Genomic DNA, 24,086 nt, shown 5'->3' on the forward strand with positions numbered 1-24,086 from the left:
TCAACTGGGAAAATGCCGCCCCCGGGTCCCGGATAGGACCTCGGGGGCGTTCGGTTGACTGCGGGAGCGTGCCATCAGCTCAATGTGTTCGGCTGAGATCGGAAATCAACCCCCACCAGCCTCCGGACGGGGCCCGCTTCCCGGAGGAAGCCCTTGCTTGATGCGGGCCCGATTTGTTTGTTACCGACAAAAAACAGGGGCGCCCTCTTTGGGTGCGCCCCTGTTCTGGCTTGCTTACGGTTGCTGAAGCGATACTTTGCCTCGTCTTGCCCTAGGCCAAGAACTCCTTGGTGGTTGCCACGATGTTGGCGGCATCCAGGCCGTACTTGTGCAGGAGTTCGGCGCCCGGACCGGACTCGCCAAAGGTGTCGTTGACGCCAATCTTCTTGAGCGGCGTCGGGCACTGCTCGCAGAGCACGTCGGCAACGGCGCTGCCCAGGCCACCGATCACGGAGTGCTCCTCGACGGTCACGACGTGGCCGGTCTTGGCGGCGCTCTTGACGATTAGATCGGCGTCGATGGGCTTAATGGTGTGCATGTTGATGACCTCGGCGTCGATGCCCTCGGCAGCGAGCTGCTCGGCAGCCTCGAGAGCCTCGCCAACCATCAGGCCGCAGGCGATGATGGTCACATCGGCGCCCTCACGCATGACGATGCCGCGGCCCAGCTCGAACTTGTAGGTCTCGGGGTCGTTGATGACCGGCGAGGCCAGGCGGGCAAAGCGCATGTACACGGGGCCGTCGCACTCGTAGGCGGCGCGGACCACGGCGCGGGCCTCTACGTCGTCGGCCGGGACAATCACGGTCATGCCAGGGATAACACGCATAAGGGCGATATCCTCGCAGCACTGGTGCGTGGCACCGTCCTCGCCCACCGAAATACCGGCGTGCGTGGCGCCGATCTTGACGTTGAGGTGCGGATAGCCGATGGAGTTACGGACCTGCTCAAAAGCGCGGCCGGCGGCAAACATGGCAAAGGTGCTCGCAAAGGCAGTACGACCGGTGGTCGCGATACCGGCGGCGACACCCATCAGGTTGCTCTCGGCAATGCCCACATCAAAGAAGCGGTCGGGGCAGGCGGCCTTAAACTTACCGGTCTGCGTGGCGGCAGCCAGGTCGGCGTCGAGGACCACAAAGTCGTCGTGCTCGGCAGCGAGCTCAACGAGGGCCTCGCCGTAGCTTACGCGCGTGGCGATTTTCTTGACGTCTGCCATCCTAGAGCTCCTCTCCGGCGGCCGTGAGCTCTGCCATGGCCTGCTCAAACTGTTCATCGTTGGGGGCCTTGCCGTGCCAACCAACCTGGTTTTCCATAAAGGAAACGCCCTTGCCCTTCATGGTCTCGGCGATAATGGCGGTAGGCTGACCCTTGGTGGCGCGAGCCTCGGCAAAGGCGGCGCGAATCTGACCGAAGTCGTTGCCGTCGGCGAGCTCCACCACGTGGAACTTAAAGGCGCGGAACTTGTCGGCGAGCGGCATGGGATCGTTGACCTCCTCGACGGGACCGTCAATCTGCAGACCGTTGTGGTCAACGATCACGCAGAGGTTGTCGAGCTGCTGATTGCCGGCAAACATGGCGGCCTCCCAGACCTGGCCCTCCTCGCTCTCGCCGTCGCCCAGCAGGGCGTACGTGCGGTAAGTATCGCCCCAGTGCTTGGCGGCGACGGCCATGCCCACGGCGGCGGAGATGCCCTGGCCCAGCGAGCCGGTGGACATGTCGACGCCCGGGGTATCGTTCATGTTGGGGTGGCCCTGCAGGTGGCTGCCGATATGGCGCAGCGTCTCGAGGTCCTCCTTGGGGAAGAATCCGCGCTCGGCGAGCACGGCGTACAGACCCGGAGCGCAATGGCCCTTGGAGAGCACAAAGCGGTCGCGGTCGGCCTTGCGAGGATCGGCCGGGTCGACATTCATTTCCTCAAAGTACAGATAAGTCATGATGTCGGCAGAGCCGAGCGAACCGCCCGGATGGCCGGACTTGGCAGCGTGCACGCCGGTGACGATGCCCTTCCTTACCTCGTTGGCAACCTTTTTGAGCTCTTCGTCGCTCATTGTGCCTTCCTTTCATCCTCTTTAGACAAGATGCGCACGGCGCAGAAGGTAATCCCAACCCTGCCACAATGCACGTGCGCCATTCATTATGCTGGAAACTGAAGGCTTTACCAGAGTTTTTATCATTATTTGAATAATTTAGCAGGCAGAACCGCTGATGAATCGGTTTATCAATGTGAACGTCTTTTGGATGGAGCGCAGTCTGCCCTACGCGTTAATGTCCTTGAACCCCTCGCCGAAGGCTTCCGTAACGTCGGCGACCGTCACGATAGCTTGAGGATCGCGCTCGCGCACGATGGTCTTGAGTGTATTGAGCTCGCGGCGGCTAACGATCACCATAATCACCGGCTTCTCCGCGCCCGAATACATGCCGGTCGCCTTAAATTTAGTGCAGCCGCGACCCAGGCCATACATGATATCGGCCGCGATATCGGGGAAATTCTCCGAGATGATGAGCACCATACGGCGCTTGTTGCCGCCGTCGACCACAGCGTCGATCACATAGCCGCTAATTACCATCGAAAGCCCTGCATACAGCGCGTTCTCCAGAGAGAAGACGGGGGCCGATGCCGCGCATACGGCGACATCGATCGCCATGACGGTCGAACCCACCGGCAGCGAGGTATTACGCGAGATAATCTGGCCGATGGTGTCGGAGCCGCCGGTGTTGGCGCCGGCGCGTAACACCATGCCGTAACCAATGCCCGTGATAATGCCGCCCCACATAGCGGGAAGCATCAGGTCTGCATCTGCCAGAGGCGCTACAAACGGGGCAAACAGGTCGGTAAAGAAGCCCAGTAGCACAAAGCCTGTCGCCGTCTGTACCACATAGAACATGCCGCCCTCGCGCATTACGACCAGCAACAGCAAGGCATTCATCACGATGGTTTGGATACCGACGGGCAGCGACACGCCCCGCGCGGCACCGACCGCCTGGATAATAGTCGCAAGGCCCGTAACGCCACCGGCGGCAAGACCGTTGGGAATCAAAAACAGGTCGGTCGCGATGGCCGCCAAAGCGCATCCAAGCATGATCTGGGGTAGATCGCGGAAGAAGTTCATTGAAAGAATGCGCTTGATATCCAGACGATATGCCATGCTACCTCCCTCAAAAAAGCGCACCCCCTTGGGTGCGCTTTGAACTTCTTACCGTATTCGATTCTACCGATTCGCCGAGGAAAAACCACCCCGCGGCGGGTTTGCTCTGGATATAAAACCGCCTGTCCAGAGTTTAGTGTCGGTCCGTGACTCACCCGGGGCTTAAGCGGACGGAGACTCCGCATCAGCATTGCCGGTAGCCCAGCGATGGTAGCCGATCACAAACGGATCCAAGTCGCCATCGTCGAGAACGGCGTCGACGTTGCTGGTCTCCACGCCCGAGCGCAGGTCCTTGACCATCTGATACGGATAGAGCACGTAGCTGCGGATCTGGTTGCCAAAGCCAATCGTGGTCTTGGGACCGCGGATCTCGTCGAGCGCCTCGGCGCGCTTCTCGAGCTCAATCTCGTACAGGCGGGCCTTGAGAATCTGCATACACGCGGCCTTGTTCTGAATCTGGCTGCGCTCATTTTGGCAGGTCACTACAATGCCGCTGGGAAAATGCGTCACGCGCACGGCGGAGTCGGTGGTGTTGACGCCCTGGCCGCCCGGGCCGCTTGCGTGGTACACGTCGACGCGGATATCGTCGGGGTTGATCTCGATATCGATATCGTCGGGCAGCACCGGAATGACCTCGACGCCGGCAAACGTAGTCTGTCGACGCTTCTTGTCATCGGTGGGGCTAATGCGCACCAAACGGTGAACGCCGGCCTCGGCACGAAGCATACCGAAGGCATCCTTGCCCTCAACGGTAAAGGTCGCGCGATCAATGCCAATGACCTCGGCAGCGGGGCAATCGTTGATGGTGACCTTCCAGCCGCGGCGTTGGCAGTACTTCATGTACATCTTAAAGAGCATGAAGGTCCAGTCCTGCGCCTCCAAGCCGCCCTGTCCGGGCTTGATGGTCACAATCGCGTCACCGTGATCGAACTCGCCGGTAAACCAGCTCGAAAGTTCGAGCTCATCGATGGCGCGCGCCAGACGATCAGCCGTGGCGGCAGCCTCCTCACGCAGTGCAGCGGCATCGGGGTCATCGCCCATTTCCTCGGCAAGTTCCAGCGCCGCGCGGGCATCGGAGAGCTCGCCGCGCGCGGTATCCACGGCGGCGATATCCTCCTTGGCGCGCGCAATCTCTTCCATCGTGGCGCGAGCGGCATCGGCGTCGTCCCAAAAGCCGGGAGCGACGCTCTTGGCCTCAAGCTCGGTCACGTGGGTGCGCTTCTCGTCCAAATGAAGATACGACTCAACCTCGCCGAGCCGGTCCGCAAACTTGTCCAGCTCGGCGGGCGTTACCTCTAAAGCATCCGCCATTAACGATTCCTGCCGTGGCAGTACTTGAACTTCTTACCGCTGCCGCAAGGGCACGGTTCGTTGCGGCCCACGTTGACATACGGGTCGTCGCTCTCGGACTTGCGGTAGGTGGTCACCTTAGCGCCGTTGTTGACAGCTGCCGGTCCGCCCTGGACGGCCGTGCGAGCCTGCGCCCGTGCCTCCTTGCGCAGGACCGAGTTGCCGTTGTCGCCATCGACGTCGGCGGGGCCGGAGAAGCGCGCACCCTCGAGCGCGGGGTCCTCCTTGCGCTCCACAGCCTGCGGGGCGGCCTTGATCTCGATGCGCAGGACGGTGCGCAGGTAATCCTCGTACATGGTGTCAACGAGCATCTGGAAGGCACCATAGGCCTCAGTCTTGTACTCGACCAGCGGGTCGCGCTGACCAAAGCCGCGCAGTCCGATACCGGTCTTGAGATAGTCCATCTCCTGCAGGTAGTTCATCCAGCGGGTATCGATAACGCGCAACATAACCTGAGTATTGAGCTCGCGCATGAGGTCCTCGCCCAAGCGCTCGGCCTTCATGTTGTAGCACTTCTCAACGTAGGTCAGGACATCGGCGGCCAGGGCCTCGTAATCCTCGTCGGGGAACTTGGGCGTATCGATATGGCCGGTCAGCTCCACGACCCACTTGCGCAGGCCATCGAGGTCGCGCTCGCCGTCGTGGCTGTCCTTAGTGCAAAACTCCTGCACGCAGCGGTACACGGTGTCGTGCATGACCTCGGTGATGTGGTCGGTCAGGTCCTTACCGTCCAGAATCTTGTTGCGCTCGGCGTAGATAACCTGGCGCTGCTTGTTCATCACGTCGTCGTACTCAAGAACGCTCTTGCGCATGGAGAAGTTGATGCTCTCGACCTTGTGCTGGGCGCTCTCGACGGCCTTGGAGATGATCTTGTGCTGGATGGGCATGTCGTCGCCCATTTCTGCCGTGACCATCATCTTGGAGACGCGGTCCATCTTGTCGCCACCGAACAGGCGCATCAGATCGTCCTCGAGCGACAGGTAGAACTGGGTCTCGCCCGGATCGCCCTGACGACCGGAGCGGCCGCGCAGCTGATTGTCGATACGGCGGGACTCATGGCGTTCGGTGCCGATGACGGTCAGACCGCCGGCGGCAAGCACGCGCTCGCGCTCGGCCTTGCAGGTCTCCTTGGCCTCGACGTTAAACTGCTCGAGCTGCTCGGGCGTCACGTCCTCCATGGTCAGGCCCTCGTACTCCAGGCGCTCGCGCACTAGCTCGTCGGGGTTGCCGCCCAGCAAGATGTCCGTACCACGACCGGCCATGTTGGTGGCGATGGTCACGGCGCCGTAACGACCGGCCTGGGCAACGATATGAGCCTCGCGCTCGTGGTGCTTTGCGTTGAGGACCTCGTGCGCGATGCCGCGCTTGGTAAGGGCTGCCGACAGCTTCTCGGAACTCTCGATGGAGACGGTACCGACCAGGACCGGCTGGCCCTTGGCGTGACGTTGCTCGACATCATTGGCAACGGCGTTGTACTTGGCCTGGATGGTGCGGTACACCAGGTCCTCGTGATCGACACGCTGCACGGGCTTGTTGGAGGGGATGACCTCGACGGGCAGCTTGTAGATCTCGCGGAACTCGGCGTCCTCGGTAAGCGCCGTACCGGTCATGCCGGAGAGCTTGTCATACAGACGGAAGTAGTTCTGCAGGGTGATGGTGGCAAGGGTCTGGTTCTCCTCGCGCACCAGCACGCCCTCTTTGGCCTCGATAGCCTGATGCAAGCCCTCGGAGTAGCGACGGCCCTCCATGATGCGGCCGGTGAACTCATCGACAATCTTGACCTCGCCGTTGGTAACGACGTACTGCTTGTCGCGGTGGAACATGTATTGGGCCTTCAACGCCTGCTGCAGGTGGTTGACCAGCTGGCCCGAAAGGTCGGCGTAGATGTCCTCGATACCCAGGCGGCGCTCGATCTTCTTGAGGCCGCGCTCGGTGGCGGCAATGGTGTGCTTGGCCTCGTCCATGACGTAGTCGCCCGTGGGCTCCACGTCCTCGGTGGCGGTGAGCATATCGTGCGACACGTCCTCGCCGCGCTCCAGCCCGCGCACGGCGCGCGCGAAGTCCTTGTAGGTGCTGGCCGACTTGGTGCCGGCGCCCGAGATGATCAGCGGGGTCCTGGCCTCGTCGATCAGGATGGAGTCGACCTCGTCGACGATAGCGTAGCTGTGGCCGCGCTGGACGCGCTGCTCGGGGCGGGTGACCATGTTGTCGCGCAGGTAGTCAAAGCCAAACTCGGAGTTGGTGCCGTAGGTGACATCGGCCTGGTAGGCCGGGCGCTTAAGCTCGAGCGGCATGTTGTTCTGCAGCAGGCCAACGGTCATGCCCAAATACTTGTAGATGCGGCCCATCCACTCGGAGTCGCGCTTTGCCAGGTAGTCGTTGACGGTAACGACATGCACGCCCTTGCCGGCGATGGCGTTAAGATAGCCGGCCAGGGTGGAGACGAGCGTCTTGCCTTCGCCGGTCTTCATCTCGGCGATATGACCCTCGTGCAGCGCCATGGCGCCGATGAGCTGTACGTCAAAGTGACGCATGCCCGTGATGCGCTTTGAAGCCTCGCGCACGGTGGCAAAGGCCTCGGGGAGCATGTCGTCAAGCGACTCGCCGTTAGCATAACGCTCGCGGAACTTATCGGTCTGGCCGCGAAGCTCCTCCTCGGTCATCTTCTCAAACTGAGGCTCAAGCCCGTTGATCTGGTCAACGATCTTGTAGTAGCGCTTAAGGTCCTTATCGGATCCAAAGGACAGCAGCTTTGACATGAATCCCATGTGGTTTTCCTTTTTTGGCCATCGCCCGTAGCGCACTGCACTGGGCGAGTTAAACACAGATAGTTGTACTTTAGCCAAACGGGACGCACGCTATACGCTCGACCTCATCCCCCACGTAATAACTACGACCGACCTGCCAAAAAGGGACGTTTTATTTTAGTGGCTACGGCCCAGATAGGCGCCGATAACTTTGCGCTGCTCGGCGCTCGCCCGATAGTAGACGCGAAGCTCGCCTTCGGCATTCAAATCAAAGCGCGCCTCGTCAATCAGGCCATTCTTGTGCGCGGTCATGAGCGCCTCCTGCATGCGCGGCCTTGCAAAGGCGGCAAACGATGCATACTCGGCCGCGAGATCGGCCATCACATCGTCGACGCAAGCCTCGTCATGGCAAACAAAATAATCGAGCATGGCATAGTTAAGCGGAAGCATCCCGATCACCGTCCTTTTTAACCATGTCGAGGGGATTCACGGCGATCAGGCAAATGCCGACGAGGTTGACGACGGCCGCCACCCATGCGACGGACGGAAGCGCGTAGCCGTCAAAGCCCAAGACCAGGCCGACGATAATCCACGTAAACAGCGGCGCTGTAAAGGTATAGGTGCCGTTGATGGCCATGCCCAGCGCCGTGCCGCACATGGAGTTGGCGCGATACCAGCTCATAAACGAAAAGTAGGCGGCAAAACCGGAGCAGGCGAAAAACACGACGGAGGATTTGTCGGTGAGCGCTTGGGCGACAAGGACGTAACTCTGACCAAGGGGCTCTCCGCATGCCAAGGTTAGGGCCGGCAGTACCAAGCACAGGTTGCCGACCCCCGAGACAAGCTGACGGATGTTGATGGCGATCTGAGGATCGATCATGCAGGTGGCGCGGCCGCCCACGCATCCCTCGACGCCCCAGCACAGGGCGGCTAACAGCGCCAGGCCCAGGCCAAGCGCCATGCCGAAAGATGCCTGCCCGCTCAGGCCGGCGCTACCGATCATGGCGCCGGCGACCACGCAGACAACGATGCCGGTAACGACACGGGGGCTAAGCGGCTGTCGGTAGAGCACGCGGGCGAGCACCGCACCGATCGCGGGGTTGAGCGCGGCGATGGGCACGGCAAGCGTGCCTGCCTGCGAAAGCGCGATAACGTAGGCGGCAGAAGCGATGGGCCCGCCAATGAAGGCGGCGGCGATAACGATGACGCCGGGCTTTGAGGCGATGCAGCGGCCTAGGTCGGCGAGTTTGCCCTGACCGGCAGTGAAAAACGTGGCCCAGACGGCACTCAACACGTCATTGACGCCCGAGGCGATTGTGGGCAAGATGAATACCGCCAAAAGGCCGGAGGGAGCAAATGCATCGAACCAACCGGCCCAAACGCCAAAGAGCTGACCGGCGGTAACAAAGGCCGTGTACAGCGCATACATGCAGCTCGAAAGCGCCGCGACAGCGATACCCTTCCTAAAATAGGCAGCATCGAGCGCACGCTTCTTTGCCACCGCGAGCTCGCGATTGCCCAAGGACGTCGATGTGTCCACGTAGCCTCCTATCGGTTACCTGCCAAAAAGGGACAGGTTTATTTTGGCAGGTTTTATCTGGGCAAACGAAAAATCCCCACCGTTCGGTGCAAAGAGGACGTGCTACTTTGCGTCGATAAGAAAAGGGCCGTGCACCCAATTGGATGCACGGCCCTTTTGCCATGAATGCGAGCGATTCCTCGGCGAGCTATTTACTCAGCAGCCTCGGTGGTCTCGGCCTCGGCAGCGGCCTCCTCGACGGGAGCCTCTGCGGGAGCCTCGGCGGCCTGCTTGGCAGCCTCCTCGGCAAACTTAGCGGCACGCTTGGCCTTCTCGGCAGCCTTAGCCTCAGCGGCGGCCTTGCGAGCGGCCTCGGCCTCAGCAGCCTTGGCGGCCTTGGCGGCCTTGGCCTCCTCGGCCTTCTTGAGCTGGGCGGCAGCGGCGCCACCGAACTTGTCGGCGAAGCGCTGGACGCGTCCACCGGTGTCGACGAACTTCTGCTGGCCGGTGTAGAACGGGTGGCACTCGTTGCAAAGCTCGACCCTCATCTCGGACACGGTAGCGTGCGTCTTGAAGGTGTTGCCGCAGGAGCACGTCACCGTGCACTCGACATACTGGGGATGGATACCCTGCTTCATGGTAGGACTCCTTATTGGTCAGGCGCTGGTTACCGATCAGCGCATAAGGCGTCTTGGTTTCCGACCAAGACAACAAACTCGGCTATGTTACCACGGTGTAGAGCGTCCCACAAAAGGTTCACGGTCTTTACGCCGGAGCGCACAGGCGAATCTACCCGATCGCGGCGCCAACAGAGCCGCCCGATCTGTCCAGGGTGCCAAAAAAACACCCTACGAGACAAGCGCTCCATGTTGCAGACGTGTAACGCCGCAGCGAGCGTGCCCCTTTTTGCGCCAGACAGGTACAATGATGAACACTGTACCGTAGCGGAGCGCCCGCGCGCGCCGCCAACACGCGAAAGGGTTTCCCATGGCCGAGATCTCGTCCTCCCGCATCGTCATCACCGTCCTTGGCAAGAACCGCCCCGGCATCGTCGCCGGTGTCACCCGTGTCCTGGGCGAGGCCAATGTCGACATCCGCGACATTACGCAGTCCATTATCGAGGACATCTTCACCATGACCATGCTGGCCGACACCGCCGAGTCCAAGCTCGACTTCGCCGAGCTGCAGAAGGCGCTGGCCGAGGCCGGCGAGCTTTCGGGCGTCAACGTGTCCATCCAGCGCGAGGACGTCTTTAACTTTATGTACCGCCTGTAGCGAACGAGCCGCCCGGGGCAGGCGGGCGCTTCTGCGTCCAAGCGTACCGTCCCGACGTAGCATGGAGAGGAGCGCGCATGGCCTACGACGCCAAGAAAATCTACTACCGCTTCGATGACCATCTGAGCCGCCTGGTCCTGGACTACGAGGCCAGCCGCCAGATTGCGCCCGAAAGCGAAAATTTGTATTACGGCATGCCCACCGAGCCTTATGACGAGGGCCTGTTTGTCGAGCACAATGTTAAGCGCGGTCTTCGCAATGCCGACGGATCGGGCGTGGTCGCGGGCCTCACCCGTATCTCGGACGTGCACGGCTACAACAAGGTCGACGGCCAGGTCGTGCCCGACAAGGGTCGACTCACGCTGCGTGGTTACAACATCGAGGACCTCGTCAACAATGCCCAGGCCGAGGACCGCTATGGCTACGAAGAGGTCGCCTACCTGCTCATTACGGGCTCGCTGCCCAACAAGGATGAGCTCGACGGCTTTTGCGGGCGTCTGGGCGCGTTTAGGCACCTGAGCGACGAGTACGTTAAGGAATTCCCGATGACCACGGTGTCGTCGAGCATCATGAACGTGCTTCAGCGCGCCGTGCTGCTGCTCTATGCCTTCGACGCCGAGCCCGACGTGATCACCCCCGAGCACGAGATCGATGTTGCCATCTCCATGCTCGCCCGTCTGCCCCGTATTGCCGCCTTCGCGCACATGGCTTCGGTCGCCAAGCGTCGCGGCTCCGAGGTGCATGTGCCGCACCCCACGCCCGGCCTGTCCACGGCCGAGACCATTTTGCAGGTGCTGCGCGGCGGCATGGCGTTCACCCGCGACGAGGCCATGCTGCTCGACGTGATGCTCATGCTCCACGCCGAGCACGGCGGCGGCAACAACTCCACCTTCGCCTGCCGCGTGCTGTCTTCTTCGGCCACCGACCCGTATTCCGCCTACGCCGCGGCTATCGGCTCGCTCAAGGGCCCGCGTCACGGCGGTGCCAACGCCAAGGTCGTATCCATGCACGAGGACATTCGCGCGCATGTTTCCAACTGGGAAGACGATGACGAGGTCGCTGCATATCTGAGCAAGATTCTCGACAAGCAGGCCTTTGACGGCACGGGGCTCATCTACGGCATGGGGCACGCCGTCTACACGCTCAGCGACCCGCGCGCCGAGGTCTGCCGCCACTACGCACGTTCGCTCGCCGCCAAGAAAGATCTGGGCGAGGAATTCGCGCTGATCGAGCGCATCGAGCGCCTGGCGCCCCAGGTCATGCGCGACCATGGCATGACCAAGCCCATCTGCGCCAATATTGACCTGTACACGGGCTTTATCTACAAGATGCTCGGCGTACCCGAGACGCTCTTTACGCCGATGTTCGCCGTGGCCCGCATGGCAGGCTGGTCGGCACACCGCATGGAAGAGCTCTTCTGCGCACACCGTATTATTCGCCCGGCATACCGTCCGGTGATCGAGCCACTGGAGTACAAGCCGCTCGCCGACCGTTAGGACGCGCACCGTTATAGAACACGAGCGTGGCCAGGGCATCACCGCCCTCGGCCACGCTTTTTATGCCAGCAGAAAGGGCTGCATCGAATGATTGTTTTTTCCGATATGGATGGAACACTGTTGACGAGTGACAAGCAGATGAGCGACGCCACCTGGGCGATGCTCGACGAGCTCGCACGTCGCGGCATTGAGTTTGTACCGTGCACGGGGCGTCCACTGTCGGGCGTCTTTGAGGCCATCCTCGCCCATCCCGCCGTGCACTACGCGGTCTGCGCCAATGGCGCTAGCGTCTGGCAGCTCGACGAGGATGTGCCCACCGATGCCTCACGCGCCACGCGCATATTGAGCCGACCGCTCGACCGCGCCATCGCCCACCGCGTCCATAGCATTGCCGCTGGCCACGATGTGACCTTCGATATCTTCGCGGACGGGCAGTGCTTCCTCCCCCGCTCGCTCTACACGCGCCTGGACGAATTCTGCGGCGGAGATCCTCACATCGCGGCTTCGCTCAAGCGCACGCGAACGCCGATCGACATGGATATCGACAGCAAAATCGACGAGGTCGAGGTGCTCGAACGCATCGCCATGTACTGGCACGACTCAGCCGACCGCGACGCTATCGTGGCGGCGCTCGACACACTCGAAGGCATTGAGGTCACGCGTTCGTACGCCATGAATATCGAGGTCATGGGCGGGGGCGCCACCAAGGGAACGGCATTGGCTTGGCTATGTGGGCATCTGGGCGAGCCTCTCGCCGACGCCTGGGCGTTCGGCGACAACATCAACGACATCCCCATGCTGCAGGCAGCGGGCCACGGTACGGCGATGATCAATGCCGAGCCCGAGGACCGCGAAGCCGCCGGCGCCATCACCGAATACGACAACGACCATGACGGCGTCGCCCGCGCCATCATGGCCGCCCTCGCCTAGCAGCAGCAACCCGGCAGGGTAGCTAATTTGGGACGGGGCTTTTTTAGCTACCCTGGTCACAGTAGTCGTTGGGGGCACTCTTCGCGGGGCGCTGCAAGGACTGTCCCCATCTGCCGAATTAGGCGAGACTCTCCAGCACGCGACGGAGCTCCTGCTGGACGGCGTGGTCGCGGTTGCACCCCACCACGCGATCGGCGACTGCCTTGAGCGCGGGGCGCGCGTTTTCCATCGCGCAGCCCGTGCCGACAAAGCGAATGATCTCGTAGTCGTTCATCGAGTCGCCAAACGCCATGACCTCGTCGCGTTCGACGCCATAGTGCTCCATGAGCTGTGCGATGCCCGAGGCCTTCGACACACCGGGCTGCATGGCATCGATCCACGCGTTGCCCGAAGGCGCAAAGGTAAAGAACTGGCCGAGCTCGCGCTGCAGTACGTAAGCGCTGTCCATAACGGCACCATCGTCGCAAAAGATACTCGCCTTGATGATATTTACGCTGGGATCGGGCAGCTCCCAAATGCGCTCGGCATTGGGAAGGTCCTTATCCACCTCGCGCACGAACTTACTCTCGTCATCGAGCAAGAAGGACTTGGTTCGGTCAAAGAGCGCAAGATGCAGATTGGGAAACGTCGCGACGGCCTGGGCTAGCTTTCGAATCGCCAGGTGCGAATACACCTCACGGCCTACCATTTTGCCGTCGGCGTAGACCTGGGCACCGTTAGCTGCGACAAAGTCCATTTTGTCGCGAACGGGCGCAAAGAACTCGCACAGGCGATCGTAGCGGCGGCCTGACGATGCGGCAAAATGCACGCCATGCTCGCGTAGCGCCAAAATCAGTTCGTAGGTCTCGGGAGGCACCTGGCCGTTTTCGTCAAGCAACGTGCCGTCCATATCGGATGCAATCAGCTTAAACATAGAAAAGCTCCCTTCGGGCTTGCTGGAATCGAACGTGTATCCGATTCCAACGTACCCAAAGGGAGCTCAAATAAGACCCCGCAGTCATAAACGTTACATAGACCTGGCAAATAGCTCACGCGCGCCAGAGAGCCCACGGTCGCGGCGTCAGGCGACACGCCAAAGAGTGTCCCCAGCGACTAGTCGTTTAAGAACGTCCCCGATGACTAGTCGGCGTAGGTGAAGGTGGTGACGTCGAACATGCCCTCGGGGCGGATGCGGAGCGTCGGGATGACCGGCAGGGGCAGGAAGATGATGCCCATGATGGGGTCGAGCGGCGGCTCAATACCCATGGCGCGCGCCTTGACCATAAAGTCGTCGTGCTGCGCTGCGACATCCTCGGCCGTGCCCTCGCTCATCAGGCCACCGAGCGCTAGCGGAATGCGCGCCACGACCTCGCCGTTGCGCACCAGCACGTGACCGCCCTGGCCCACGGCCTCAACAGCAGCCATCATATCGGCGGCGTTGTCGCCCACCACGCACACGTTGTGCGAGTCGTGGCCGATCGTGGAGGCAATGGCACCACCGGTGATGGTGAAACCGCGCACCCAGCCGCGACCGATATGCTTGCCGACCAGGCCCAGGCCAGCGGGGCCGTCGCCGTCGACGCCCTCGGCTTGCAGCGACACGCCGCGGCCATGGCGCTCAATCAGCATAATGCGGCGCAGGCCCTCGGCGCTCTCGGGGCGAGCCATACCCGTGATGGCCTTACCCGGCACCACGTCAATCACAGCCTCGCCCGGTTTAAAGGCATAGTCGAACACGTCGAGCGAAAGCTTCGGCAGCTTAACAGAGGCGCGCAGCTCGTCGGCAAGGGCTGCAACCTCAGCCATCTCGGGTGCGATCTCGCCCACAAAGGTGCCATCCTGCGCCACCAGAGCACCGGCGGCATATACGCGATGCGGGGCCGTGGCAAACGTCAGATCGTTGAGCACCAGCAGGTCGGCACGCTTGCCCGGAGCGATGGCGCCGCGGAGCTCATGCGGGTCACGACAGCCGTGGTCCAGGCCAAAGGCCTCGGCCGTGGAAAGGGACGCCATAGAGATGGCGACCACCGGGTCGATGCCGGCCTCGATGGCCACGCGGCAGGCGTTGTCGATCATGCCGGTCGAAAGCGCGTCGGAGGGGGCGCGGTCGTCGGTCGCAAAGCAGCAGCGGCGAGCACGGGCGGGGTTTTCCAGCAGCATCGGCGACAGGTTGGCCAGGTCGTGGCTACACGTACCCTCGCGCAACATCACATACATGCCGCGGGATAGCTTGTCGAGCGCTTCCTCGGGAATCGTCGACTCGTGGTCGGCGATAATACCCGCCGCGGCATAGGCGTTGAGATCCTTGCCGGCAACAAGCGGAGCATGACCGTCAACCTGCTTGGACGGTGTCTGGTTGGCAGCATCGATGCGAGCGCAGGTCTCGGGGTCGGCCATAAAGACACCCGGCAGGTTCATCATTTCGCCCAGACCAAAGACGTCGCCCGGATGCTCGGCAAAAAACGCCTGCATATCGGCAGCGGTGATGACGGCACCGGCCTGCTCGTCGGGCAGTGCGGGCACGCACGAAGGCATCATGTACTTGATGGAGATGGGCGCGCGACAACCGTCCTCGATCATAAAGCGCAGGCCGTCTAGGCCGGAAACGTTAGCGATCTCGTGGCTGTCGGCAATAGCGGTGGTGGTACCACGCGTCGCCGCCATGCGCGCATACTCGGCAGGGCGGATGTTCGAAGACTCGATATGCAAGTGCCCGTCAATAAAACCGGGTGCGAGATAGCGACCCTGACAGTCGATGACCTCAGCTGCCTCGTACGTACCAGCAGCGTCATCTCGACCATCGTAGAGAACACCGACGATCACGCCGTCCTTGACGGCGACGCTACCGGGCGCCACGCGCTGACCGTACACATCAACGATCTGTGCGTTGGCAAACAGCGTGTCGACGGGCACGCGGCCCTCGGCGGCATCGATCACAGACCTCATGACCTCAACGGACATACATACTCCTTTAACCGTAGAAAAAAAGCTGCGGAGCGGACAGACCTTCACCGCAGCAAGCCAATAGCCATTGTATGCCCAAACGATGGGCCAGCAATACGCCCCTCTGCTTAACGGCACACACCGCTTGGCGCAATGGGGACAGGCTGCTTTGCACCACTGACAAGGAGTGTCCCAAAGTGCCGGCACAAAAGGATCGTCCCTAAGTGCCAAAAAGGCCGCAGTCGGAAATCCCGGCTGCGGCCTTGTTGCACTTGTGAGGTCAACTTGCTCGTTAGACCAACTTGAAGCCCTTGCGCTTGCCCACGGAGAGGGTGTCGCCCAGCTTGAGGGCACTGGGGTCGATGTTGTAGCTCTTGGGAGCCACGGCCTTGCCGTTGATCTTGACACCGCCGCCGTCAATGTCGCGACGAGCCTGGCCGGCGCTGGCCGAAAGACCCAGGTCCTTGAGCAGGCCGGCAAGGTAAATCTGGCCCTCGTCGTTTACAGTCAGCTCAATATGCTTCTCGGGGAAGTCGGCGAGCTGGCCCTCCTTGAACACGCGGTCGAACTCGGCCTGAGCCTCGTCGCCGGCACCGGCGCCGTGGTAGGTGTCGCACAGGTCGCGGCCCAGAGCGCGCTTGAGCTCATAGGGATCGGCAGAGCCATCGGCCAGGGCAGCGTCGATCTTGTCGACCTCGGCCGGGGTGAGCGAGCTCGCCAGGCGGTAGTACTTGCCGATCATCTCGTCGGGGATGGACATAGTCTTGCCGAACATATCCTTGGGCGCGTCGGTCAGACCGATGTAGTTGCCATAGGACTTGGACATCTTACGGACGCCATCGGTGCCCTCGAGCAGCGGCATGGTGAGCGCGATCTGCGGCTCCATGCCCATCTTCTCCATGAGCTCACGGCCGGCGAGCAGGTTGAAAAGCTGGTCGGTGCCGCCCATCTCCACGTCAGCCTTGATCATGACCGAATCGTATGCCTGCATCACGGGATACAGGAACTCGTGCAGGGCGATCGGCGTCTGTGACTGATAGCGCTTGGTAAAGTCATCGCGCTCAAGAATGCGGGCGACGGTGAACTTGGAGCACACCTGCAGCAGACCGGCCAGGTCCATCGACAAGATCCAGTCGCCGTTGTGCACGATGGTGGTCTTCTCGGGGTCCAAGATCTTCATGGCCTGGCTCACGTAGGTCTCGGCGTTGGCCTCGATCTGCTCCTGAGAAAGCTGCGGGCGGGTGGAGTTCTTGCCCGAAGGATCGCCGATCAGCGCGGTACCGTTGCCGATGATCAGGGTGACGTTATGGCCCAGGTCCTGGAACTGGCGCATCTTGCGCAGGGGCACGGCGTGTCCCAGGTGCAGGTCGGGGCTGGTGGGATCGACGCCGAGCTTGATGTTGAGGGGCTCACCCTTCTCAAGCTTCTTACGAAGGTCGGCCTCGGGGACGATCTTCGCGGCGCCCGAGGTGATGATACGCATTTGCTCGTCAACAGACAGCATTGGGTATCCTCCTTTTGCTATAGCACCCTCGCCGAAAACGGCGGTGCTGGAAGTCCATAAACTCTCATATGATAACAAACTGACGCGACGCAGCACCTACGACAGGAAAATCCTCGTCCTGCCGCATGCGTCGATGGCAACTGGCAAACGTGTACCGTCACGATCGACCAGATAGCGCGTCTGCCGGCGACGCAAGCAGTCGCGGCAACAGGCCTGTCCCGTCGCATCGGTGGCACAGACGCCCTCGGCGGTCAGCAGGCAGTGCTCGCACACCATGAGCTCGGGACGATCGGTATCGACGGGGCCCAGGACGCCAGGACAGGCGGCAAGCTCGGCAACGCGTTTCGCATCGTGAGCGACAAGTTCGGCAGGCAAAAACACGCGCTGCGCCCCAAGCCCTCGCAACCAGGCGAGCGTTGCCCGGTTCGCACAGAACACCGGCGCTGCCACGTCAAAGACGACGCGCAGTTCGCGAGCTATCGCCACTTGTCCCAGATTACGACAGACGATGCGGCCGGCGCGCTGCATGAGCGACCGAGTCCGCTCGATATCGCCCACACGGCAGACCTCGTCGAGCACAACAGTCGCATCGGACAGGTCGAGCTCTTCGTTTGGGTCCTGGTCCATCAGCTGCCAGGCAAAGACCAAGCGAGCGGCGACAGACTCTGCAGGTTCTTCCGGCTGCGTTCCGCTATCCATCAGAACGCCCGCAAACGGCAGCGTCTCGACAGCGCGTTTCGCAAGCACGACCGCATCGGCCTCGGCCCGCATGCGCTCCAGTGCCGCCGCCGTTTGCTCAAGCACACCAGCACTGCGAATCAGATACACTTCGCAGCCCGCGTCGACCTTGCGCTTGCAATGGACAACGATGCGCTCCCCCGCCTCGGCATCCACCGGACAGGGAACTTGCGGCCAGCGTTTAGGTACATCGGGACGCGCGTCGGCGCCCGGGTAAAACCTGATCTCGAGCGTATCGCCCGCCGCCACGGCGGCATCGAGCTCGACGGTCACTTCCTCGTGTCCCACGGCAACCAAACGGCCCACACGCACGCCCTGGTTGATCGCGCGTTCAAAACTCATAAGCTCCGCGCCCGAGAGGCCTCGCAGATACGCGTCGGTAAACCCGCGGTTAAACGACCTTCCCAGCTCACGTTCGAGCGCCTGCACGGCATCGGGATCCCACGCGCCATCACGCAGCATATCGAGCGCCCGGCGCCACGCCCGCACCACGTTGTAGACGTAGTCGGGGTTCTTCATACGACCCTCAATCTTGAGCGACGCCACCCCGGCAGCAACAAGCTCGGGTAAATGAGCAATGCCCAGATAGTCACGCGGGCAGAGCAGACGATCGCCTTCGACGGCAACGACGCTCTCCCCAGCCTCATCCACCAAATCGTATGCCAGGCGGCACGGCTGCGTGCAGTCGCCACGCATCGCCGACCGTCCGCGCCGCAGAGCCGAAAACTCGCACGCGCCCGAATAGCCAATGCATATGGCGCCATGGCAGAACACCTCGATGGGCACACCGGTAGCGCAGAGCGTCACAATCTCTGCCACGGTCAGCTCGCGCGCCGTCGTCACGCGCTCGACCCCCAGCTCGTCAGCCGCCAAACGCACGGCCCCCTTGCTATGGACGCCCGCTTGGGTGGACAGATGAATCTCGACCCCCGGAATTGCCGCATGCAGCGCGCGGGCTAGGCCCGCATCTGCCACGATCAATGCATCGGCGCCCAGCGCATGCGCATGTGCCCCCAGTGCCACGGCTTCGGACAGCTCATCGTCGAACACGAATACGTTGAGCGTCACGTACACGCGCGCACCATGGGCGTGCGCCACGGCACACCCGCGCGCAAATTCGTCATCACTAAACCCGTGCGCACTCACGCGGGCGTTAAATCCGCTCAACCCGGCATAAATGGCATCGGCACCTGCCGCGATCGCGGCGAGCATCTGATTGAGCCCGCCAGCCGGAGCCAACAGCTCGGGCAGTGCCAGCCCCGATGTTGGCGTCCCATTCCCGCATTGTCTGCTAGGCTCAGTCGCCCAAATCGCCATCGGCAAACTCCTTACCAAGGTATGCAATCGCTCTGTTAATTGCCGTCAACCAGCATACACGAGGCTTCGCGCGGCTCGATTGGTTTATCGTGTAATAACTTATGTCCATCCTGCCCGACGCACACCCGCCGCCTGGCACGACATACTTGGAGGTCAACATATGGGTCCTCGCCAACGACAGGGACACGGTCGCTCTAAGACGCACGTCCTGCCCGTCATCCTGCTTTCGCTTTTGGGCTTTTTGCTCATCGCGGGCGTAGCATTTGGCATCGGCATGATCGGCAACGTCAACCGCTGGCTGTCCGACCTGCCCGACTACACCGACGCCAACGCCTATCTGGTCAGCGAGCCTACCGAGATTGTTGACTGCAACGGCAACAAGATCGCCAGCTTCTATACCCAAAACCGCAAGTCCATCACCAAGGACCAGGTCTCCCCGTACGTCCTGCAGGGCACGATCGACGTCGAGGACGAGCGTTTCTACGAGCACGGCGGAATCGACCTCTTGGGCATCGCGCGTGCCTCGGTGGCAACCCTTGCCGGCGGCCACGAAGGAGCCTCGACCATCACCCAGCAGCTGGTGCGCAACACCATCCTGCAGGAGGAGCAGTTCGACTCGACCATCGAGCGTAAGGTGCGCGAGGCCTATATCGCCATCAAGATGGAGGACATGTACTCCAAAGACGAGATCCTCATGATGTACCTCAACACCATTTACTATGGCCACGGCGCCTATGGCATCGAGGCCGCCGCCGAGACCTACCTCTCCAAGAGTGCTTCCGACCTCACCCTGAGCGAGGCCGCGCTGCTCATCGGTCTGCCCAACTCGCCTTCGCAGTACGACCCCACGGTCAATCCCGACCTGGCGCTTTCCCGCCGCAATAAGGTGCTCGACAACATGCTGCGCCTGGGCCACATCACGCAGGAAGAGCACGATGCCGCGCAGGCTGAGCCCATCACCCTCAACGTGACCGAGATCTCGGGCAGCGGCGTCGATGTGTACTCACAGCCCTACTTTGTCTCCTATGTCAAGCAGCTGCTCGAGCAGGAGTTCTCCACCGACGTGCTCTTTAAGGGTGGCCTGACTGTTAAGACCACCATCGACCCCACCATGCAGCAGGTAGCCGAGGAGGCTGTGCGCTCACAGCTCGACACGCTTTCGCTCGATGGCCTGGACATGGGCATGGTTGTCGTTGACCCCAAGACCGGCTACATCAAGTGCATGGTGGGCGGCTACGACTACAACGCCGACGAGAATCACGTGAACCACGCTACGGCAAAGCGCCCCGTGGGCTCCACGTTTAAGGCCTTTACGCTGGCAACTGCCATCCAAAACGGCATGAACCCCAACGTCAGTCTCAACTGCAACTCGCCACTCAAGGCCAAGGGCACCACGACCGAGGTGCAAAACTATGGCAACCAGAGCTATGGCAACATCACGCTTAAGCAGGCAACGGCATACTCATCCAACACCGGCTACATTCAGGTGGCCGAAGCCATCGGCAATGACAAGATCATGTCGCTCGTCAAAAAGCTCGGCATCGATCCCGCCAAGGACAATATCGAGGACGTTCCCGTCATGACGCTCGGCACCGGGTCCATCTCACCGCTCGAGATGGCATCGGCCTACGCCGCTTTTGCCAACGGCGGCTATTATCGCCAGCCGATCGCCATCACCGAGATCGACTCGCGTACCGGCTCGGTTCTGTACCAGCACACCGACAATCCCACGCGGGTGCTCACCGAAGGCGAGGCTGCCGCGGTTACCGACGTTCTATCCGGCGTCATGCAGGGCAGCGGCACGGGTGCCGCCGGCGCGCTGAACGTCAACCAGCCCTATGCCGGCAAAACGGGCACCACTGACAACACCACCAACCTGTGGTTCTGCGGCTACACGCCGCAACTGGCATGCGCCCTGTGGACCGGTTATTCCGCAGGCGAGATTCCCATCCAAAAGTACGGTTCGGACCTGCTGGGCGACAGCACCAACCTGCCCGTCTTTAAGAAGTTCATGAACACCGTTCTTGCGGGCGCCGTGCGCGAGGAGTTCCCGACCGGAACGGCTCCCACGTACAAGAACAATAACGTCTGGAAGTTCTACGGCACAAACAACAAGAAGAAGGAAGAGGGCGAGGATAAGGACGAAGACGAGGAAGAAGAGGAGGAGACCACCGGCGGGAGCGGCAGCGAGGGCGGTAACACCGGCGGCGAAGGCGATGGCGGCGGTACCACCCCTACTCCCAACCCCGACCCCAGCCCCAGCCCCGACCCCAGCCCCAGCCCCAGCCCCGACCCTAGCCCGACCCCCGATCCCAGCCCTAGCCCGACCCCCGATCCCTCCACAGGTCAGTAGATAGCAAAGCGCCCGAGCAGCTCAAATGCTCGGGCGCTTTTTGTTGGGACATACATGGCATATCGCGCGCAATCGAGATGCCACGACAGGACTGTCACAAAAAGGGCGTCAGCTCAAAACCGACGCCCCTGTATTTCTACCGTCTTAGCTGGCGTTGTTTACGTGCGTAAAGCTATTTACGCGCGGCACTGAGCTTGTTAATCAGCGCTTCGAGGCGTTCGCCATCCTCGGCAGTCTGAGCGATAACCAAAATCGTGTCATTGCCGGCAAGCGATCCGAGCACATCGGGCAGCTCGGCCGCATCGACAGCCGCGGCAATGCCCGAGGCGGTGCCGGGCTGAGCCTTAATCATAACCAGGTTGTCGGTACGCAACACACCGGTAACCAGCTCGGAGACCATGCGCTGCAGGTGCAGGTCCTCAGCCAGAACATAGATGCCCTCGGGCAGTTTGCGCAGCCCCATATCGGCGATGTCACGCGAAACCGTCGCCTGCGTGCAATCAAAGCCCATGGCGCGGAGTTCGTCCACCAGCACGCGCTGCGTACGCACGTCTTTATTGCGCACGATATCTCTGATGGCATCCTGGCGCCCGTTGCGTTTTTTAGCCATATAAAACCTCACTCCATAGATGGCGAAGACAATCTATCAGTGATTGAATAGTTTAGCGCTATTTGAGGCTATTTGTGAATAAGAACGCATTTCGAAACAATTATATGCAAATTATTTTCGAATATGACACAGCTAGGCTATCCTTGCGCCCGTTCTGTTCAAAAAAGCAGCCAGATGCGCATACATAACGCAGCGCATAGGCTTAACGTTGGCAATCGGCCCAAACAAAAGCCCAAGGCCTCGGCGCTCTCCCTTAAGGGCCACCGCCATCTGGCGGGTCCGCACGTCGTTGAGCATATCACGCAATCGTGCCGTGCGCTCAATTGAAGACACCCCATGGGGGCTCAGGCACAAATTCTCGATACAAGCAACCAAGCGGCCATAGTAAAACCGTTGGCAGGCCAGCTTTAGATGGTTATCGTCATCTATTGCGTCAAATGGCACGCAAAGCTCTTCAAGCGCCTTGGCGTCATCGGAAAGTCGCGAGAACATGGTGGGGTCGAATGAATCCGCAACCGATGGCGCGGCCGTATGGAAACAAGCTTCGGCGCACCCAAATACGCGTTCCGCATGCGAAAGGGCAGGCGCCAAAAAGGCGATCGCACGATACGACTCGGCATGCTGCAGACACAACTCAAACAGGGCGCGTTCATACATCACACCGGAATGTTGACAAACCAGACCGCTCTCGACCAGCTTGGCCAGGCCTGAAGCCCGGTCTCCATCGTCGGCAAGGGCAATGGATTGCGCATCCAACATACGAGAATGGCGTTCCCGATGCGTATCGTAGCGATCGAGCGACACCGAGGGAAATACGATATCTGCCGAGGTCTCACAAGCGACATCGAGCATTGCCAAAAACGCGTGCGGCGCAAACCACTCGTCGGCGCTCATTGCGATAATGTGGGCCCCGCGCGAAGCGGCAAAACCCTCGCGAAGGCAAGCTCCGCTCGACGGATCGTCAACGTCTATCAAATCGATGTGAATATCTCTGCCCGCGGCAACATCGAGCGAATGACGAACGCCCGGCGCAGCGTTGCGACATGCAACGACAATCTGCATATCGTAGAGGTCTTGGTTTTGGACGCTTTCGAGTGCACGCATCGCGTAGCTGGGTGAACCCTCCACAACAAGGATCACCGAAAGTCGCGGAAGCGAGCCACGTCGAAGCAAGTTGTCCATCCTCTCGACAGCAATAATCAACTGCCGTTCATGGTACACCCCGGCAATAAACGCAATGAGTCGCCTGATGCGCTGCACGCCAAGAACAGATGTTGCACACGGCTCGCCCACACGAGCAGCATACTTAGATGGCTCTCGCTTCTCTCCTATTCGAGCGCGACGAGCTCGGTGGGGTCATAATCTACGCCCATAAAGGTAAGGCCGCACGCCGGCGCCGTGGGACCCGCAGCAGTACGATCGCAAGCGTCAATCACCTCGCGCATCCACTCGGGATCGCGGCGATGCATGCCGATCTCGACGAGCGTTCCCACGATGGTGCGCACCATCGAATGCAAAAACGCATTGCCCTCGATGGTAAACGTGAGGATATCCTCGCCAAAGGCGACCTCGTGGCCAAACTCGGCACGCATCACGCAACGATGCGTTGGCTTGCCCACGGCAGAAGCGACCTTACAAAAGCTCTTAAAGTCCTGTTCGCCCAAAAGCGCTGGGCAGGCGGCTGCCATCGCATCCACGTCCAAAGGATAACGATGCCACCATACCGCACCACGCGATAGCACCGGACGCGCATCGCGATCGGCAATGCGGTAGGTATAGGTACGAGAACGTGCGTCAAAACGCGCAGAAAAGCCCTTACGGGCCTTGTAGACCTCATTAACGGCGATATCTTTGGGCAGCAGCGCATCCATAGCTCGCAGCCACCTGCGGCGCGTTAAAGCGAGCTCTGCGTCCGTAACGGGCACGCTGATGTATTGGGCCACCGCATGCACCCCTGCATCGGTGCGCCCGGCACACGTCAAATCGACTGAGCGGCGCAAGAGCGTCTCTATGGCAAGACGCAGCTCTCCGGCAACCGTCGTCTGCCCCGGCTGCTCGGCAAATCCGCTATAGGACGAGCCGTCATAGGCAACACGAAACACCAACGTGGCATCGAGCTCTGGAGTCAAATTGAAATCAGACGGCGCGGTCATGGGCGCTCCCAACAAACAAACAACGATAT

The 24,086-nt window shown here is 61.2% G+C and carries 19 protein-coding genes; 4 read left to right on the forward strand and 15 right to left on the reverse strand.

What is annotated here, in order from left to right; genetic code table 11:
• Positions 1–271: 271 nt before the first annotated feature.
• The 8 genes from ACTQV4_RS07825 to rpmE form a co-directional block, all read right to left on the reverse strand.
• Positions 272–1,213 (reverse strand): transketolase family protein, encoded by a 942-nt coding sequence (locus ACTQV4_RS07825; protein ID WP_427793358.1) that lies wholly within the window; start codon positions 1,211–1,213, stop codon positions 272–274.
• Between the two features lies 1 nt (position 1,214).
• On the reverse strand, positions 1,215–2,045 hold the full coding sequence (locus tag ACTQV4_RS07830) for a transketolase (RefSeq protein WP_154516003.1): 831 nt from the start codon (positions 2,043–2,045) through the stop codon (positions 1,215–1,217).
• Between the two features lie 207 nt (positions 2,046–2,252).
• Positions 2,253–3,143, reverse strand: a complete 891-nt coding sequence (locus ACTQV4_RS07835) for a YitT family protein (protein ID WP_441048319.1) — start codon at positions 3,141–3,143, stop codon at positions 2,253–2,255.
• Positions 3,144–3,305: 162 nt separating this feature from the next.
• Positions 3,306–4,454, reverse strand: coding sequence for a peptide chain release factor 2 (prfB, locus tag ACTQV4_RS07840; protein WP_441540492.1), 1,149 nt, complete (start codon positions 4,452–4,454; stop codon positions 3,306–3,308).
• Positions 4,454–7,261: a preprotein translocase subunit SecA gene (gene secA, locus ACTQV4_RS07845; RefSeq protein WP_441569580.1), complete on the reverse strand. Its 2,808-nt coding sequence runs from the start codon at positions 7,259–7,261 to the stop codon at positions 4,454–4,456. Before secA ends, prfB begins: the two co-directional genes overlap by 1 nt.
• A gap of 156 nt (positions 7,262–7,417) precedes the next feature.
• Entirely contained in the window at positions 7,418–7,690 is a 273-nt protein-coding gene (locus tag ACTQV4_RS07850) for a hypothetical protein (protein WP_427794657.1), read from the reverse strand.
• Positions 7,677–8,780 carry a hypothetical protein gene (locus ACTQV4_RS07855; RefSeq protein ID WP_441044638.1) on the reverse strand — a complete coding sequence of 368 codons (1,104 nt, stop codon included), beginning with the start codon at positions 8,778–8,780 and terminating at the stop codon, positions 7,677–7,679. The genes ACTQV4_RS07850 and ACTQV4_RS07855 overlap by 14 nt, the downstream gene beginning before the upstream one ends.
• A gap of 191 nt (positions 8,781–8,971) precedes the next feature.
• Entirely contained in the window at positions 8,972–9,397 is a 426-nt protein-coding gene (gene rpmE / locus ACTQV4_RS07860) for a 50S ribosomal protein L31 (protein ID WP_154516018.1), read from the reverse strand.
• Positions 9,398–9,746: 349 nt separating this feature from the next.
• Here rpmE and ACTQV4_RS07865 point away from each other — a divergent pair, with 349 nt between their 5' ends.
• From ACTQV4_RS07865 to ACTQV4_RS07875, 3 genes are all read left to right on the forward strand, one after another.
• Positions 9,747–10,034: an ACT domain-containing protein gene (locus tag ACTQV4_RS07865; protein WP_006235289.1), complete on the forward strand. Its 288-nt coding sequence runs from the start codon at positions 9,747–9,749 to the stop codon at positions 10,032–10,034.
• A gap of 77 nt (positions 10,035–10,111) precedes the next feature.
• On the forward strand, positions 10,112–11,530 hold the full coding sequence (locus tag ACTQV4_RS07870; RefSeq protein WP_441044635.1) for a citrate synthase: 1,419 nt from the start codon (positions 10,112–10,114) through the stop codon (positions 11,528–11,530).
• 87 nt (positions 11,531–11,617) lie between these two features.
• Positions 11,618–12,460 carry a Cof-type HAD-IIB family hydrolase gene (locus ACTQV4_RS07875; protein WP_154516024.1) on the forward strand — a complete coding sequence of 281 codons (843 nt, stop codon included), beginning with the start codon at positions 11,618–11,620 and terminating at the stop codon, positions 12,458–12,460.
• Positions 12,461–12,578: 118 nt separating this feature from the next.
• On the opposite strand, the gene ACTQV4_RS07880 is transcribed toward ACTQV4_RS07875, so the two are convergent.
• From ACTQV4_RS07880 to ACTQV4_RS07895, 4 genes are all read right to left on the reverse strand, one after another.
• Positions 12,579–13,373 carry a Cof-type HAD-IIB family hydrolase gene (locus ACTQV4_RS07880; RefSeq protein WP_427794984.1) on the reverse strand — a complete coding sequence of 265 codons (795 nt, stop codon included), beginning with the start codon at positions 13,371–13,373 and terminating at the stop codon, positions 12,579–12,581.
• Between the two features lie 206 nt (positions 13,374–13,579).
• The gene (locus tag ACTQV4_RS07885) at positions 13,580–15,400 is read right to left on the reverse strand and encodes an adenine deaminase (protein WP_441044634.1); all 1,821 of its coding nucleotides are present in this window, start codon (positions 15,398–15,400) and stop codon (positions 13,580–13,582) included.
• 274 nt (positions 15,401–15,674) lie between these two features.
• Positions 15,675–16,886, reverse strand: a complete 1,212-nt coding sequence (gene tyrS / locus ACTQV4_RS07890) for a tyrosine--tRNA ligase (protein ID WP_154516034.1) — start codon at positions 16,884–16,886, stop codon at positions 15,675–15,677.
• A 96-nt stretch (positions 16,887–16,982) separates the two neighbouring features.
• Positions 16,983–18,941: a U32 family peptidase gene (locus ACTQV4_RS07895; protein WP_441569581.1), complete on the reverse strand. Its 1,959-nt coding sequence runs from the start codon at positions 18,939–18,941 to the stop codon at positions 16,983–16,985.
• Between the two features lie 160 nt (positions 18,942–19,101).
• Here ACTQV4_RS07895 and ACTQV4_RS07900 point away from each other — a divergent pair, with 160 nt between their 5' ends.
• Positions 19,102–21,294 carry a transglycosylase domain-containing protein gene (locus ACTQV4_RS07900; protein ID WP_441569582.1) on the forward strand — a complete coding sequence of 731 codons (2,193 nt, stop codon included), beginning with the start codon at positions 19,102–19,104 and terminating at the stop codon, positions 21,292–21,294.
• Between the two features lie 172 nt (positions 21,295–21,466).
• Here ACTQV4_RS07900 and ACTQV4_RS07905 read toward each other — a convergent pair whose 3' ends face one another.
• The 3 genes from ACTQV4_RS07905 to truA form a co-directional block, all read right to left on the reverse strand.
• Positions 21,467–21,904, reverse strand: a complete 438-nt coding sequence (locus ACTQV4_RS07905) for an arginine repressor (RefSeq protein WP_154516043.1) — start codon at positions 21,902–21,904, stop codon at positions 21,467–21,469.
• 132 nt (positions 21,905–22,036) lie between these two features.
• Positions 22,037–23,164 (reverse strand): glycosyltransferase, encoded by a 1,128-nt coding sequence (locus ACTQV4_RS07910; protein WP_441569583.1) that lies wholly within the window; start codon positions 23,162–23,164, stop codon positions 22,037–22,039.
• Between the two features lie 68 nt (positions 23,165–23,232).
• Positions 23,233–24,057 carry a tRNA pseudouridine(38-40) synthase TruA gene (truA, locus tag ACTQV4_RS07915; RefSeq protein ID WP_427717709.1) on the reverse strand — a complete coding sequence of 275 codons (825 nt, stop codon included), beginning with the start codon at positions 24,055–24,057 and terminating at the stop codon, positions 23,233–23,235.
• Positions 24,058–24,086: the final 29 nt, after the last annotated feature.

Origin of the sequence: Collinsella sp. LCP19S3_B11 (assembly GCF_052121915.1) — a bacterium.
GTDB lineage: Bacteria > Actinomycetota > Coriobacteriia > Coriobacteriales > Coriobacteriaceae > Collinsella.